The 13,383-nt window shown below is 70.7% G+C and carries 14 protein-coding genes; 6 read left to right on the top strand and 8 right to left on the bottom strand.

From position 1 onward, the window contains the following. From ACIPN7_RS23505 to ACIPN7_RS23485, 5 genes are all read right to left on the bottom strand, one after another. Positions 1-365 (bottom strand): chromate transporter (locus ACIPN7_RS23505; protein ID WP_400548052.1); only part of this gene is annotated, 365 nt, incomplete at its 3' end. A gap of 96 nt (positions 366-461) precedes the next feature. Continuing rightward, on the bottom strand, positions 462-893 hold the full coding sequence (locus ACIPN7_RS23500; RefSeq protein ID WP_400548049.1) for a chromate resistance protein ChrB domain-containing protein: 432 nt from the start codon (positions 891-893) through the stop codon (positions 462-464). Further along, entirely contained in the window at positions 890-1,399 is a 510-nt protein-coding gene (locus ACIPN7_RS23495; protein WP_400548046.1) for a Chromate resistance protein ChrB, read from the bottom strand. Before ACIPN7_RS23495 ends, ACIPN7_RS23500 begins: the two co-directional genes overlap by 4 nt. Positions 1,400-1,743: 344 nt before the next feature. Then, a complete protein-coding gene (locus ACIPN7_RS23490) occupies positions 1,744-2,544 on the bottom strand; it encodes a hypothetical protein (RefSeq protein WP_400548043.1) in 801 nt (266 codons plus the stop codon). A 78-nt stretch (positions 2,545-2,622) separates the two neighbouring features. Continuing rightward, a complete protein-coding gene (locus ACIPN7_RS23485) occupies positions 2,623-2,973 on the bottom strand; it encodes a PepSY domain-containing protein (protein ID WP_400548040.1) in 351 nt (116 codons plus the stop codon). A gap of 71 nt (positions 2,974-3,044) precedes the next feature. Here ACIPN7_RS23485 and ACIPN7_RS23480 point away from each other — a divergent pair, with 71 nt between their 5' ends. Next, positions 3,045-3,776 carry a response regulator transcription factor gene (locus ACIPN7_RS23480; protein WP_400548037.1) on the top strand — a complete coding sequence of 244 codons (732 nt, stop codon included), beginning with the start codon at positions 3,045-3,047 and terminating at the stop codon, positions 3,774-3,776. Next, positions 3,769-5,184 (top strand): ATP-binding protein, encoded by a 1,416-nt coding sequence (locus tag ACIPN7_RS23475; RefSeq protein WP_400548034.1) that lies wholly within the window; start codon positions 3,769-3,771, stop codon positions 5,182-5,184. Before ACIPN7_RS23480 ends, ACIPN7_RS23475 begins: the two co-directional genes overlap by 8 nt. 168 nt (positions 5,185-5,352) lie before the next feature. Here the strand turns inward: ACIPN7_RS23475 and ACIPN7_RS23470 are convergent, their stop codons facing one another. After that, entirely contained in the window at positions 5,353-5,994 is a 642-nt protein-coding gene (locus tag ACIPN7_RS23470; protein WP_400548031.1) for a hypothetical protein, read from the bottom strand. Between the two features lie 299 nt (positions 5,995-6,293). Here ACIPN7_RS23470 and ACIPN7_RS23465 point away from each other — a divergent pair, with 299 nt between their 5' ends. After that, positions 6,294-6,680, top strand: a complete 387-nt coding sequence (locus tag ACIPN7_RS23465) for a VOC family protein (protein ID WP_400548028.1) — start codon at positions 6,294-6,296, stop codon at positions 6,678-6,680. 45 nt (positions 6,681-6,725) lie between these two features. Here ACIPN7_RS23465 and ACIPN7_RS23460 read toward each other — a convergent pair whose 3' ends face one another. Both ACIPN7_RS23460 and ACIPN7_RS23455 read right to left on the bottom strand, forming a co-directional pair. After that, a complete protein-coding gene (locus ACIPN7_RS23460; RefSeq protein WP_400548025.1) occupies positions 6,726-7,382 on the bottom strand; it encodes a response regulator in 657 nt (218 codons plus the stop codon). A 26-nt stretch (positions 7,383-7,408) separates the two neighbouring features. Then, positions 7,409-8,899 (bottom strand): sensor histidine kinase, encoded by a 1,491-nt coding sequence (locus ACIPN7_RS23455; protein WP_400548022.1) that lies wholly within the window; start codon positions 8,897-8,899, stop codon positions 7,409-7,411. A gap of 204 nt (positions 8,900-9,103) precedes the next feature. Between ACIPN7_RS23455 and pstC the strand changes: the two genes are divergently transcribed. The 3 genes from pstC to ACIPN7_RS23440 are packed head-to-tail and all read left to right on the top strand — an operon-like array spanning position 9,104 to position 13,381. Then, positions 9,104-10,240 (top strand): phosphate ABC transporter permease subunit PstC, encoded by a 1,137-nt coding sequence (pstC, locus tag ACIPN7_RS23450; RefSeq protein ID WP_400548019.1) that lies wholly within the window; start codon positions 9,104-9,106, stop codon positions 10,238-10,240. Positions 10,241-10,247: 7 nt separating this feature from the next. Beyond that, the gene (gene pstA / locus ACIPN7_RS23445) at positions 10,248-11,591 is read left to right on the top strand and encodes a phosphate ABC transporter permease PstA (protein ID WP_400548016.1); all 1,344 of its coding nucleotides are present in this window, start codon (positions 10,248-10,250) and stop codon (positions 11,589-11,591) included. Beyond that, complete coding sequence (locus ACIPN7_RS23440; RefSeq protein ID WP_400548013.1) at positions 11,588-13,381, top strand: phosphate ABC transporter substrate-binding protein PstS; 1,794 nt, start codon at positions 11,588-11,590, stop codon at positions 13,379-13,381. The genes pstA and ACIPN7_RS23440 overlap by 4 nt, the downstream gene beginning before the upstream one ends. The last annotated feature ends 2 nt before the right edge of the window (positions 13,382-13,383 follow it).

Genomic DNA, 13,383 nt, shown 5'->3' with positions numbered 1-13,383 from the left:
GTGTCGCCGAACGCGACGTACACCGCGGACAGGAGCAGCAGGGCCAGCATCCCGGGCAGCACGAACAGGCTCCCGGCGACCAGGCCGCCGCGCCAGCCGTTGAGCAGCCAGCCGGTGTAGACGGCGAGCTGCTGTGCCTCCGGCCCCGGCAGGAGCATGCAGTAGTTCAGGGCGTGCAGGAACCGGCCCTGCCCGATCCACCGCTTCTCGTCCACCAGCGTGCGCTGCATGACGGCGATCTGACCCGCCGGTCCGCCGAACGTCTGCCAGGAGATCGCGAACCAGGCTCGGACGGCGGTGCGGAACGGGACCAGGTCCCGCGGGGACGCAGCCGGCGGGCCGGCGCCGTCCTGCTCGGTGCTCATGTATCTCCTACGGTCAGATGAGGGCGCTGGTCCTCGAGCGGGCGTCCGGTCAGGGCGACTACTTGTGCAGTGCGCGGTCCGTGCGGGGTCGCGGTGTCAGGCCGGTTCGCGGCCGAGCAGGTAGGAGCGGCGGAAGTACTCGTACAGGCCGTCGAACAGGGGCCCGGAGACTGTCAGGGTGCGCTCGTCGTCGCCGGTCATGGACAGCCCGCGCAGGATCACGTCCAGGCCAGGCGCCTCGGGTGCGTCGTACCGGGCATCATCCAGGTCGGCCTCGTGCACGATCTGCCCGATCCGGGCCAGGACGGGGTCAGCCAGCTCGTAGCGCAGCAGGAACGTCTCGAAGCTGCAGTCCTGGCCGTGATGTCCCAGCTCGACGCCGCGCATGTCGAACGGCGTCGCGTCGGTAGGGACCTCAGCCGGGTCGGACACGAACACGAACTCGGCGTCGGGATCGACGAAGCGCCGGATCAGCCAGGCGCACGCGGCACGGTCGATGTGCACGCCCGCACGGGTCGCCCACCTCATCGCAGACCCTGGGTGGTCGCTCTCGTGACCGGCGCGGGCGCGGTGTCGGCTGCTGCCAGTTCTTCGAGTCGGCGCAGTGCCGTGTGCGCGCGTTCCCGCTCGGCGGGCGGGAAGAAGTCCCGACGGTGCACCTCGCGGTAGGTCCGGCGCAGCGCGGTCAACGCCTTGCGTCGTGCGGCAGGGGGTTCCTCCAGCGCGTGCAGTGCGGCGGATTCCACGTCCAGGTACTCCTTGGCCCGGGCATCCGTCATGGTCGTGGCCAGCTCACGTTCCTGTGCAGCGCTGGCCGGGTGAGCCAGCCACACGCTGGCAGTGCCGTCGTGCTCGATCACCTCCTCGGCAGCCCACTCCAGCTGCTCACGGGTCCGGGCGTCAGCCGGCAGCGCGACGAGCCCGTCGGAGATCTGCGCGATGCCGTACCGCTTGAGCCGTCGCCACAGCGCGACGCGCGGCGACGACGGCTCCCTCGGCAGCCGATAGCTCAGCAACACCCATTCACCGGTCACGAGAGCGATGTAACCACGGTTGCATGTGTGGAGCAAGGCTGTGCCGCGGACGCATCATCCTCTGCGCTTGTCTTCATGCCCGACCGGCAGAGCCAGGTTGTCCTCGACCACGAAAGGAAGTCAGCGCAGATGGCTCGAGGTTCAGCGCCACATGCGTGTTCATGTCGCGCAGGTTTGCGGGTAAAGGCCGAGGGCGAAGAGCGAACCTCGTCTGCGAACGCATCGGGCCCGATGGGCGGCGGGAGGTGGAGCAGAGGGCGTCCCGGCGATCCCACAGGGCGGTGCCGCGTGGCCCACGCGTACCCGATCTAGACGCCGCATGCGGGTGCGTCCGAGTGTCCCGGTCAGCCGTAACTCTCGCCCAGTGGAGTGGTCCCTGCCGCGTGGGCTGTGTCCGCGGGCACGGTGCTGACTTCCACGAGTTCCTCCCGGCCTCCGCCTCCTGACACGCCGAGGACGAGCACCGGTCCGACGCCGGGGGCGTAGAGCTTGTACTCGAGCACGTCGGGTTCGATGGTGATCGTGTCCTTGGTCAGCAGCGCCCGGTTGTAGTGCCCGGCCGGGACCTCGGCCTGCTCATCGAGGCTCAGCACCTCGCCTTTGTCCTCCGCCTCGCCCTTGAGGTACTCCTGCCGGTAGTCCATCCCGACGGCGGGTTCGCCCGGCATGATGACCCCCGGCAGGGCGCCGTCGGTCCCGGCTTCGAAGGAGCCCTCTCTGGAAGAGATCTGACCGGCCTTGAACTCGGCGGTGTCCTCGCCCAGGTACCAGATCGTCCCGGCGGAGTCCTGCGCGTACCAGTCGAACGTGTCCTCGACGACGTCGCCGTCCAGGGTGACGGTGTCCCGGACGACGCGCGCCGTGACACCGTTGGCGACCTCTTTCGTCGCGCTCGTGACGGTCACGACCACCCGCAGCTCCTGGCCCCTCTCGTCGGCCTCCCGGTAGGTCCACTGCGTCCCCGGGTCCATCGGCCAGTACTCGTTGTCGATCTCGGTGGTGAAGTCGGCGGGGTCGAGATCGACCGGCTCGCTGGACTGCGGGAGGCCCGAGTCGGTCGCGCTCGGTTCGCTCGGTGTGGTCGGCGTGCCCTCGCCCTGACCGCAACCCGCGGTCAGGGCGAGCACCCCGAGCAGGCCGAGCACGGACGGCCCCCAACGCAACGGTCGGTCAACGGATCTCAACGGTCGTCGGCTTGAGTTGCGCTGGCGGCGCATGGAAGGTCAGCCCTCGTCTTCCGTGGCACCCTGGCCGTCGCTCTCCGTGCCGACGACGACGAAGCTCTCGTCGAGCTGGACGTCTACCTGGGTGCCGTCGTCGAGGGTGACCTCGACCTCGTACTTGCTCTCCTCGTCATCGACCTCGGTCTCGGTCACAGTGCCGCCACCGGTCTCGGCCAGGGCTGCCGTGGCGGCCCGGTCGAGGTCGCTGGTGGGGATGGCCTGCTCGGTCTCTGCCGGGTCCCGCTCGTCGCTTCCTGTTGCGGCGAACGCGATGCCGGTGATCGCGCCGGTGGCCAGTGCGGCGCCACCGATCGCGGCGGCGATCTTCCGGGGGTGTCGTTGAACGCTCATGCCATCGACGGTAGGCCGCGCCCCGGGCGCCGGTGGGAGTTCTCATCGCCCCCTCATCCCAGGTCCGTAGCATGATCAGGGTGCGAGCGCTCCTGGTCGAGGACGAGGCGAAGCTGGCCCGGCTGATCGCCCGCGGCCTGACGGAGCACGGCCATGTCGCCGACGTCGTCGGGTCGGGCGAGGAGGCCCTGGCCGTAGTGGCAGACGGTGCCTACGACGTCGTGCTCCTCGACGTGCGGCTGCCCGGCATGGACGGGTTCGAGACCTGCCGCCGGCTGCGCGCGGCACGGGTGTGGACCCCCGTCGTCATGCTCACCGCGCGCACGGCGGTCGTCGACCGGATCGCCGGACTGGACGCGGGCGCCGACGACTACCTGGCCAAGCCGTTCGCCTTCGACGAGCTCCTGGCCAGGATGCGGGCCGTCGCCCGCCGGGTCGAGGTCCCACGCCCCACGGTGCTCACGGTCGGCGACCTGCGGCTGGACCCAGCGTCCCGGCGGGTCTGGCGTGACCAGCACGAGGTGACGTTGTCGGCGCGCGAGTTTGCGCTGCTGGAAGCGTTCATGCGGCGTCCTGGGCGAGCCCTGACCCGGGACGAGCTGCTGGAGCATGCCTGGGGCTGGGACAGCGACGTGGCCTCGAACGTGGTGGACGTGTACGTCCGCTACCTGCGGGAGAAGGTCGACCGGCCCTACGACCGGCATTCGATCGAGACAGTACGCGGGACCGGGTACCGGATCACCGCCGACCACGCGGATGATCTCGCTGACGGCCGGACCCAGGCGGTGGACAGCGGTGACTGACCGGCTCCCGCCCTGGGCGCGGCTCGTGCGCCCGGCTACCTGGCCGCTGCGCCTGCGGGTGGCCACTGCGTTCCTCCTGGCCGCGGCGCTGGCCCTGACGCTGCTGGGCGTGTTTGTCCAGGTCCGCGTGGCCGAAGCGCTGGAGCACCGGACCCATGACTTGCTCGAGGCGGAGGCAGCAGGGCTCGTCGCAGCGCCTGAGACCGAGCGCGCGGCGCGCGTCGAGTCCATGACGGGCGACGTCTACGCCCAGCTCCTCGACGAAGACGGCCGGCCGGTGGCGTCGTCGCCTCTGGTCGCAGGCCCGCTGGTGTCAACTGCGGACCTCGCGGGGCTGCCGCCACGCGGGTCCTGGTCCGCCGAGAGGGTCGTCTCCGTTCTCGACGACGACGCCGCTGCTACCGGCGACCGACATGTGGAGCACGAGGCCGTCACGCTGCTCGTGACCCACGCTGACCTGCAGCTGGTCGCTGTGGCCACATCGCGCGAGGACACTGACGAGGCGCTGAACGCTGTGCGCGTGCAGCTCGTGACCGGGTTGCCGCTGGCACTCGTGGTGGCCGGGGCCTTGGGCTACCTCGCGGCTGGGGCCGGGCTCCGACCGATCGAGCGGGTCCGGGAACGCGCCGAACGCATCTCCGACCGCAGTTCGGGCGAACGCTTGCCAGTCCCGCCTGCCCGCGACGAGCTGCACCGCCTGGTGGTGACCCTGAATGCGATGCTCGACCGGCTCGACGACGGCCTGCGACGGCAGCGCCGGTTCGTGGCCGAGGCAAGCCACGAGCTACGCACGCCCCTTGCACTGCTGCGCACCGAGGTCGATCTCGCCCTGGCACGCGAGCGCACGCCAGAGGAGCTTTCGGCGGCGCTCCGCTCGATCGGCCAGGAGACCACGCGCCTGACCGTGCTGGCCGAGAGCCTGCTCACGCTCGCCGCTGCGGACGAGGGCAACCTGGCCCTGACCCGCGCTCCCGTCGACCTGCGCGACTTCGCCCTGGAGGTGGCCGCCCGCTTCTCGACCTCGGCACCCGCGCCGATCGGAACTACCGGAGACACCGCTGTGGTCGTCCACGCGGACCGGAACCGACTCGACCAGGCCCTGTCCAACCTGGTCGACAACGCCCTCCGGCACGGTGCCCCGCCGGTCGGGATCGACGTGCTCCTCGACGGCGACCACGCGCGGCTGACCGTTGCCGACCACGGTGCGGGCTTCACGGTCCAGGAGCCGTTCGACCGCTTCGTCAGCTCCCACCGATCCGCCGGGCTCGGTCTGGCCATCGTCAGGGAGATCGTCGCGGCACACGGCGGGACCACCCGCATCGTCCGCCGGAACGGGACCACGTCCGTCGTCGTCGAGCTCCCCACGACAGCAGGAAGAGGTCCCGGCGGGGGCGAACTCAGGCCCTGAGCGCGTCCGCGATCTGCCGAGGTGACGGTAGGTCCAGCAGCACAGCCAAGACGACGATATAGCGGCGTCGTAGCAAGCCACGCAACCCGACAACCCCTGCTTCCGTACCACGCGCGGGTCGGGCCGGCTACAGGCCCACCCCGCGCGGTGTGCGTCCACCCGCGCGGCTCAACGGCTCAAGACGCCCTGGACTGCGTCGACCACGGTCTGAAAGACGGGTTCGGGTGCTGTCTCGGCTGCGTGGCGAGCAGCCCCGCTCCACGCGGTCGGAAGGTCTTCACCGAGCGACGTTCGGCGCTTCAGCTCGCCGGCGAAAGCGTCGACCGCGCGCGCTGTCGCGGTGTCGTCGTCGCCCGCTGCCTGACCTGCAGCCTCAACGGCGCTGACGATCAGAGTCTGGTCGGCCTCGGTGGCGGTTTCGCACGTCTCGCGGAATGCGCCCAGGCCAGCCTGCCAGGTCAGGCTTTCGGTCTCGACGGCGTACGGGTACCAAGCCCGGGCCGCGCCACGCAGGGCAGCCCCCGCCCCCGCCCCGATCTCGTCGGCGACGCGAGCCGCGTCGGCGGCAGCCCTCGCACCTGCCCGAAGCGAGAGGAGTGTCGCACGGTCCGCTCCGTCAGCGTGATCTCCCGCGGCTGCGATCGCCTCGTACGCGGTGCGTACGCAACTGGCCGTGAGCGGTTGTGGGCCGGGCACTTCCGCCGCGCGTGCGATGTCGGCTCCCAGCGCATCTTTGCCGAGCGAGCCTGGGTCGATCCCGCGCGCGAGGTCCTCAGATGCTGCTTCTGCGCTCCCTGGCCCCGTGCCCATGTCGCCTCCTGAAGTTGGTTCTGCGACCGTAGGCGGCCCACTCCTCCATGTGGTTACTCCTTGTTGTACGAGGGGTGAACGAGACACCGATCGGAGGCGCAGGCCGCAACTGCTGGACGAAGTCGACCCACGACCGACATGCGACTGACAGTCGGAGGACCTCGCCGAAGCCGATTCCGATGTGGGGCTTCCGGTCGGCCAGTTCTGTTCGCTTCTTGGCCACTTTCGGGCGCTACGCTGCGGCCGACGGCTTTCTGAGTGGTGGGAGACCCCCACGCCGCCGCGAGGGGAAGATCGCAATGGTTACCACGCTCCGTAGCTTCACGAGCTTCTCGGTGGATGACATCGGGACCACGATCGTCTTCTACCGCGATGTTCTTGGCCTGCCCGTACGTGAGAACGTCATGGGCGGTTTCGAGATCAACTTGACTGGCGGATCATCAGTGTTCGTCTACCCCAAGAGCGATGCCCACACGCCAGCGTCGTACACCGTGCTCAACATCGTGGTGCCAGACATCGACGACGCCGTAGGGCAGGTGCTCGCAGCCGGGGCAAGCTTGGTCGTTTATCCCGGGTCCGACCAGGATGACTGCGGCATCTCCCGCAGTACCGACCCCACCCAGAGGCCAACGATCGGCTGGATTACGGATCCCGCGGGCAACGTCATCGCTCTGGTCCAGGACTGAACGCGCCACGGCCGTCACGGGCGCCAGTCAAGCGGCCGCAAGGCCTCAAGGATTCAGCCCGTGCTGATACGCCCAGATCGCGAGCTGCGTGCGGTCCCGGGTCCCGGTCTTGTCGAGCATGTTGCCGATGTGCCACTTCACCGTGTTCTCACCGAGATTGAGCCTGCCCGCGATCTGCTTGTTGCTCAGCCCTTCAGCCAGCGCCGCGACCACCTCCAGCTCTCGGTCGGTGAGCAGCGCAGCGATGCTGTCGCCTGGCGCGGCGCCCGCCGGGCCGCTGCTGCGGGCGTACTCGGCGATGAGCCGTTCGCGCACCGCCGGCGACTGCAGAGCGCTCGCATTGACCGCTGCGCGGATCGCCGCCGGGATGTTGCCGGGGTTCTTCTTGAGCAGGTACCCGACGGCGCCCCGCTCGAACGCGCCGTAGATGTACTCGTCCAGGTGGAAGGTGGTGAACACCAGCACCGGGATTGGCCGCTCGACCCCCGGTCCGCTCAGCGCGGCGATGGCGTCCAGTCCGCCGCCACCGGGCATCCGCAGGTCCATGAGCACGACGTCGGGCCGCAGGGCCCGGGCCAGTCGGACGGCGTCGACGCCGTTGTTCGCCTCGCCGGCGACGCGGATGTCGGGTGTGGTGTCGAGCAGGAGCCGGAGTGACCGGCGCACGCTTCCGGCGTCGTCGACGACGAGCGTCGTGATCACGGTGTCGCCCCTCCGTAGCAGCGTGCCTAGCCGTCGGTGGTGCCGGTCCGGTGCGGTGGATGGGGCAGGAGAGCCTGCACGGCCCACCCTCCGCCGTGCCGAGGGCCGGTGCGCAGGCTGCCGCCGACGGCGGCGAGCCGGTCACGCATGCCCTCGATCCCGTAACCGAGGCTCAGGTTATGCGGCCCGGTCACGGCGCCACCAGGAATCGAGGCCCCGGGCACGGGTGAACTCTCGTTCTCGACGCGCAGCAGCAGGCTCGTGCCGTCGTCCTCCAGGACCACGGTGACGCCGGTACCGGGGGCGTGCTTGCGCGTGTTGCTGAGTGCCTCCTGCACCACGCGGTAGGCGGTATGGCTGCGCAGGGGGCCGAGGCGCTGGTCGATCTCGGTGAGGTCGGGGTCGTGCCGGAGCGTCACTGGGACGTCGGCGACGCGCTGGTGCTCCGCGGTCAGGTCGGGGACCTGCGCGATGGTGTGCTGGCCCGTCGCCTGGCCGGGCTGGTGGGTCTCGGCCACGGTGCGGTCGTCCTGCCGCATGCGGGAGACCATCCGTTCGAACCCCTGGTAGAGGCGCTCGCCCTCGTCACGGATCTGGGTGATGAGCCGCGGGTCGGGCCCGCCGCCCGCGGTAGTGCTCGCCTCGGCAGCCGTGCTCAGCGTGAGGATCGCCGCGAGGTGGGCCGACGACGTGTCGTGCAGCTCCTGCGCCAGCGTGCGGCGGGTGGCCGCTACGGCATCAGCGGTGCGGTGCGCCTCCCGGCCTGCGATCTCGTGGGCCAGGGCGGCGATCCGCTCGGCTCGGTCGCGCAGCTGCGCGTACCAGGCCCCTAGGAGGGCGGGCACCGCGACCACGCCGACGGCATTCAGCACCACGGTCACGACCATCGCCGGCGTCCGCCATCCCGGCCCCCCGGGCGTCGGGTACAGCGCCTCGTCCGCGAGGAGCACGACGGCCGTCGCGACCACGAGCACCACGACGGCGGCGCCACGCCACCGGCCCGGTCGTTGCGCGGCGTAGCTGAACACGGCGAGCAGCACGCCCGGCTGCAGGAGGAGCGGGTCCGCGCCGCCGATCAGCAGCGCGCCGAACCAGAGCACGAGGGAGGCGCAGAGCGTGCCGAACGCCTGGCGCTGGAGCCAGTGCAGCCAGAGCGCCTGGAACGAGACCAGCAGCACGACGGCGACCACCCGCCAGTCCTCGGTCTGCGCCGTGTGCACGGCGCGGGTCTGGTCGAGCAGCGCGAGCGCGCCGAGGTAGGCGACGATGTTGGCGACGAAGGTGACGGCGACGACGTCGCGCCCCACCCATCGGGTCAGGCGGAGCGTGAGCGCCGAAGCGTCGCGATCCCCTCCGACAGGGCGGTTCCGGGCCCCTCCTTTCGGGTGGTCCTTGTGCGTCCGCCGGGCGCGCCGGGCGGCGCGCGCGGCCCGCCGGACCGCGGCCGGGGACGCCGCGAACCGCGGGTTGTCGCCGATGTCGGGAGCAGGCCGTGCCGCCGTCCACCTCGCGTCCATCTTGACCTCGCCGTCCGTCAACCTGATCGCCGCGTGCGCGTTGTTTGCCCGCCGGGTCGGCGCCTGACGATGATGCCACCGTCCGTGCCGGGAGCCGTACTCCCGGCGCGGGCCGCCCACAGCGCCAGGCCGGCGCTGCACGTCATCGCCCATCAGCGCCCGCCCGCGGCGACAGGCCCGCGGCACGGTCAGGAGGACCTCACGATGAGCCCCGACCCCGACGAACCGGTGCCCGAGCACCGCGAGAGCGACTCACCGGAGAGCGCCGACAGCGCGCCGCGGGACGCGGCCGTCGCCGAGCTGGAGCGGCAGCGCACCGAGCTGCGCGAGCTGGGCCTGGAGACGTCGCCGGCCCCGCGTGACGCCCTGGTGGACCCGACGCGCCCGCTGGTCAGCCGGCGCGGCTGGCAGGACACCACGTTCCGGGCGGCGGCCCACTCGGGCGGCACGCTGGTGCTCCTGATCATGACGCTCGTCGGCGTGTTCCTGCTGTGGCGGGGCGCCCAGGCGATCGACGTCGCCGGCTGGGAGTTCGTCACCGAGCAGGACTGGGAGCCGAACTCCGGCCGGTTCGGCATCGCGGCGGTGCTGTTCGGGACCGTCGTGATCGGGCTGACCGCCATCAGCGTCGCCGTGCCGCTGGCGCTCGTCACCGCCACGTACATCACGGAATACGCGCCTGCGGGCATCAAGGGTTTCCTGATCGGGGTCATCGACCTGATGGCGGCGATCCCGAGCGTCGTCTACGGACTCTGGGGCGCCTACTGGCTCGAGGGCAACCTGCTACCGGTCGCGGAGTGGGTCTCCACGTACTTCGGCTGGATCCCGATCTTCGCCGTGTCCCAGTTCGATCCCGACGACCCGCTGGCCACACCGACGGTCTTCACGGCGTCGGCGATCCTCGCCGGGCTGATCGTCTCGATGATGGTCGCGCCGATCTCGGCGGCGATCATGCGCGAGGTGTTCGACCAGGCGCCGGTGGGGGAGCGGGAAGGGGCGCTGGCCCTGGGCGCCAGCAAGTGGGGCGTGATCCGCAATGTCGTGTACCCCTTCGGGACCGGCGGGATCATCGGCGGCACGATGCTCGGCCTGGGGCGAGCACTGGGGGAGACCATCGCCGTCTACCTCGTGATCAGCCCGCTGTTCGTCATCAACTGGCAGGTGCTGAGCACGGGGACCAACTCGATCAGCTCGCTGATCGCACTCAAGCACGGTGAGGCGAACGACTTCGAGGTCTCCGCACTGATGGCCGCAGGACTGGTCCTGTTCCTGATCACGATGCTGATCAACTTCGTCGCCGGATTCATCATCCAGCGTTCCCGGTCGGGCGCTGCGAGCTGAGGACACCATGACTGTCACCGACACCTCACAGGGCGCTCGCCGCGCCGACCGGCCGGGCCGGTTCACCCGCACCCAGCTGCCCGGCCGCGACGGACGCATCACGCCCGCGCGCCCCGAGGTCCAGCGCGAGCTGTCCGGTCTGCGCCGCGAGGACGTGCTGCGGGTGGCCGGCGCAGCCGCGGCCGGCATCGCGTCGACGGCCTGGCTGTTCACCCAGGTCCTGCCGTTCCGGGGCGCGCTGCCGTTCGTACTGATCGCCTACCTGCTGTTCCTGGGGTTCTTCGTGGTGCTGATCAGCTTCGACGACGACCGCATCACCATCAAGGACCGCGTGGCGGGCGTGCTCGTCCACTCGGGCGCCGTCCTGCTGCTCCTGGCGCTCGTGGTGGTCGTGGTCTTCGCCCTGTCGGAGGGCCTGCCGGCGTTCACGCAGCTCAACTTCTGGACGCAGGACCTCTCGCTGGCGGGCCCGCTGGACCCGTTGACGGTCGGCGGCATGGCACACGCGGCCGTCGGCACCCTGATCATGATCTCCCTGGCACTGCTGATCTCGATCCCGCTCGGCCTGCTGACCGCCGTGTGCCTGGCGGAGTTCCCCAGCCCGTTCACGCGGATCGTGCGCACCGTCACCGAGGCGATGACCGCCCTGCCGTCCATCCTGTGCGGACTGTTCATCCTGGCCACGTACATCCTGATCCTCGGCGCGCCCAAGTCCGGCTTCGCGGCGTCGCTGGCGATCACGATCATGATCCTGCCGATCATCATCCGGTCGGCGGACGTCGTGCTCCGCCTGGTGCCGGCGACGCTCAAGGAGGCGTCGTTCGCGATGGGCGCCAGCCACTGGAGCACCATCTGGAACGTTGTGCTGCCCACCAGCAAGTCCGGCCTCATGACGGCGGTCGTGCTCGGGACCGCGCGCGGCATCGGCGAGACCAGCCCCATCCTGCTCGTCGCCGGGTACACGACGTACTACAACTTCAACCCGTTCGACGGGCCGATGGTCTCGCTGCCGCTGGCCACGTTCACGCTGGTGAAGAGCCCCGAGCCCGCGCAGATCGCCCGGGGGTTCGGCGCGGCGGCGGTGCTCATGGTGCTCGTGTTCGTGCTGTTCCTGCTCGCCCGTCTGATCGGTGGCAAGGGCGCCGGCGTCCTCGGCGCGGGCGGTGCCCGCCGGGCGCAGCGTGCCTCGGCCAGGGTCGCGCGCCGGTTCCGCGCCGGCGGGCCGACGCCGGTCGTGGCGCCCGCTCCCACCGGCACCGACCCCACCGCTCCACCTCCGCCGTCCTCCGGGGGTAACCCGGCCGACAGCGGGGCCGACGACACGACGGACGACAAGGGGAGGGGACGATGACCGCCACCACCACGCGCCGCGCCCTGCGGGTGCGCGCGCTGATCGCGGGGCTCGGTGTGCTGCTCGTGGTCGCGGGCGCCGTCGTCCCCGCGCAGGCTGCCCAGCGCGACCTGCCTCGGGACGTGAGCCCCGCCGCCGTCGGCAAGGTCCACGCACCGATCAACGGCGCCGGGTCGACCTGGTCGGCGAACGCGCTGCAGCAATGGATCCGAAACGTCTGGTCCAACTACCAGTGGAAGATCACGTACTCCGAGTCGGGCTCCACGCAGGGCCGCAACAGCTTCGCCAACGGGACGGCCGACTTCGGCGTCAGCGAGATCCCGTATGCCATCGCCAACTCCAACGAGGGCGACGCGCGCCCGGCCCGCGAGTTCGCCTACATGCCGATCGTCGCGGGCGGTACCGCGTTCATGTACAACCTGCAGGTCGGGGGCAAGCGCGTCACGAACCTGAGGTTGTCGGGCACGACGATCGCCGAGATCTTCACCGGGGAGATCACCCGCTGGGACCACCCGGACATCAAGAAGGACAACCCGCTTCTCGCCCTGCCGGGCATCCCGATCGTGCCGGTCGTGCGCTCGGACGGTTCCGGCGCCACGGCCCAGTTCTCCATCTGGATGCGCCAGGAGCAGAGCCGGTCCTGGGACGCGTACTGCGGCAAGGTCAACCGCCCGCTGATCAACGGGCACTGCGGTGTCACGTCGAACTACCCGGTGGCGCGGGGCTCGGGCTTCGTGTCCCGGGCGGGGTCGAACGGCGTGGCGGGTTACGTGGCGCAGTCGCACGCGGTGGGGGCGATCACGTTCGTGGAGTACTCCTACGCGCTCAACGCCAGCTTCCCGGTGGCCAAGATGCTCAACCGGGCCGGGTACTACACGGAGCCGACAGCGGCGAACGTCGCGGTCGCGCTCCTGAAGGCGAAGATCAACGAGAACCGGAGCTCCCCGGACTACCTCACGCAGAACCTTCAGGACGTCTACTCGTTCTCCGACCGCCGCGTGTACCCCTTGTCCAGCTACTCGTACATCATCCTGCCGACGTCGCAGGACGCCGGGTTCAACCTCGACAAGGGACTCACCCTCGCCGACTTCGGCGCCTACTTCCTCTGCGAGGGGCAGCAGCAAGCCGACACGCTGGGCTACTCGCCGCTGCCGATCAACCTGGTCAAGGCGGGCCAGACCCAGATCCAGAAGATCCCGGGCGGCGACCCTGTGATCAAGGGGATCAACGACTGCAACAACCCGACCTTTTCGCCCGACGGCACCAACCGGCTGGCCAACGAGGCCCCCTACCCGCCCGCGTGCGACAAGAAGGGCCCGACGCAGTGCACGACGGGCACGGGTGGGTCCAAGGACACCCCGACAGCGCCGTCGGGCGGCGACGGCGGTGTCGGCAGTGAGGGCGGCGGAGGCTCGGGTGGCCCCGACGGAGGCGGTCCGGGTGGTAGCGGCGGCGGGCCGGAGGGCGACGGGCCCGGCAACGGTTCCGGCGGCGGTTCGGGCGGTGGCCCGGACGGCGGTGGAGGGGCCGACGACGGCGCGGAGGCGGACGGCGGCGGCGACGCCGAGGTGGTGGACGAGAACTCGGAGCCCGTGCTGGTGGCAGCCACACCGCAGTCGCTGCCCGTGGCGGCCGGTGGGCTCGTTCCCCAACTCGTGATGGTCGGCCTGGGACTCGTGATGATCCTCGCCGCGGTGCTGCCGCCCGTGCTCGGCAAGCGCGCGCGGACGGCACTGCCGGTCCCGGCCGGGCGCGGCGCGCGGGGGACCGCGGGAGATGCCTCGTCGTGATT

This window comes from Promicromonospora sp. NPDC090134 (assembly GCF_044746965.1).
GTDB lineage: Bacteria > Actinomycetota > Actinomycetes > Actinomycetales > Cellulomonadaceae > Promicromonospora.
Note: the sequence above shows the minus strand (reverse complement) of the source record. Positions and strands in the feature narration are given on the sequence as shown.

Coding starts and splice junctions, on each gene's coding strand:
- ACIPN7_RS23500 (WP_400548049.1), bottom strand. CDS start 893: ATGAGGTGGGCGACCCGTGCGGGCGTGCACATCGACCGTGCCGCGTGC.
- ACIPN7_RS23485 (WP_400548040.1), bottom strand. CDS start 2,973: ATGAGCGTTCAACGACACCCCCGGAAGATCGCCGCCGCGATCGGTGGC.
- ACIPN7_RS23480 (WP_400548037.1), top strand. CDS start 3,045: ATGATCAGGGTGCGAGCGCTCCTGGTCGAGGACGAGGCGAAGCTGGCC.
- ACIPN7_RS23470 (WP_400548031.1), bottom strand. CDS start 5,994: ATGGGCACGGGGCCAGGGAGCGCAGAAGCAGCATCTGAGGACCTCGCG.
- ACIPN7_RS23465 (WP_400548028.1), top strand. CDS start 6,294: ATGGTTACCACGCTCCGTAGCTTCACGAGCTTCTCGGTGGATGACATC.
- ACIPN7_RS23455 (WP_400548022.1), bottom strand. CDS start 8,899: ATGGACGCGAGGTGGACGGCGGCACGGCCTGCTCCCGACATCGGCGAC.
- pstC (WP_400548019.1), top strand. CDS start 9,104: ATGAGCCCCGACCCCGACGAACCGGTGCCCGAGCACCGCGAGAGCGAC.
- pstA (WP_400548016.1), top strand. CDS start 10,248: ATGACTGTCACCGACACCTCACAGGGCGCTCGCCGCGCCGACCGGCCG.
- ACIPN7_RS23440 (WP_400548013.1), top strand. CDS start 11,588: ATGACCGCCACCACCACGCGCCGCGCCCTGCGGGTGCGCGCGCTGATC.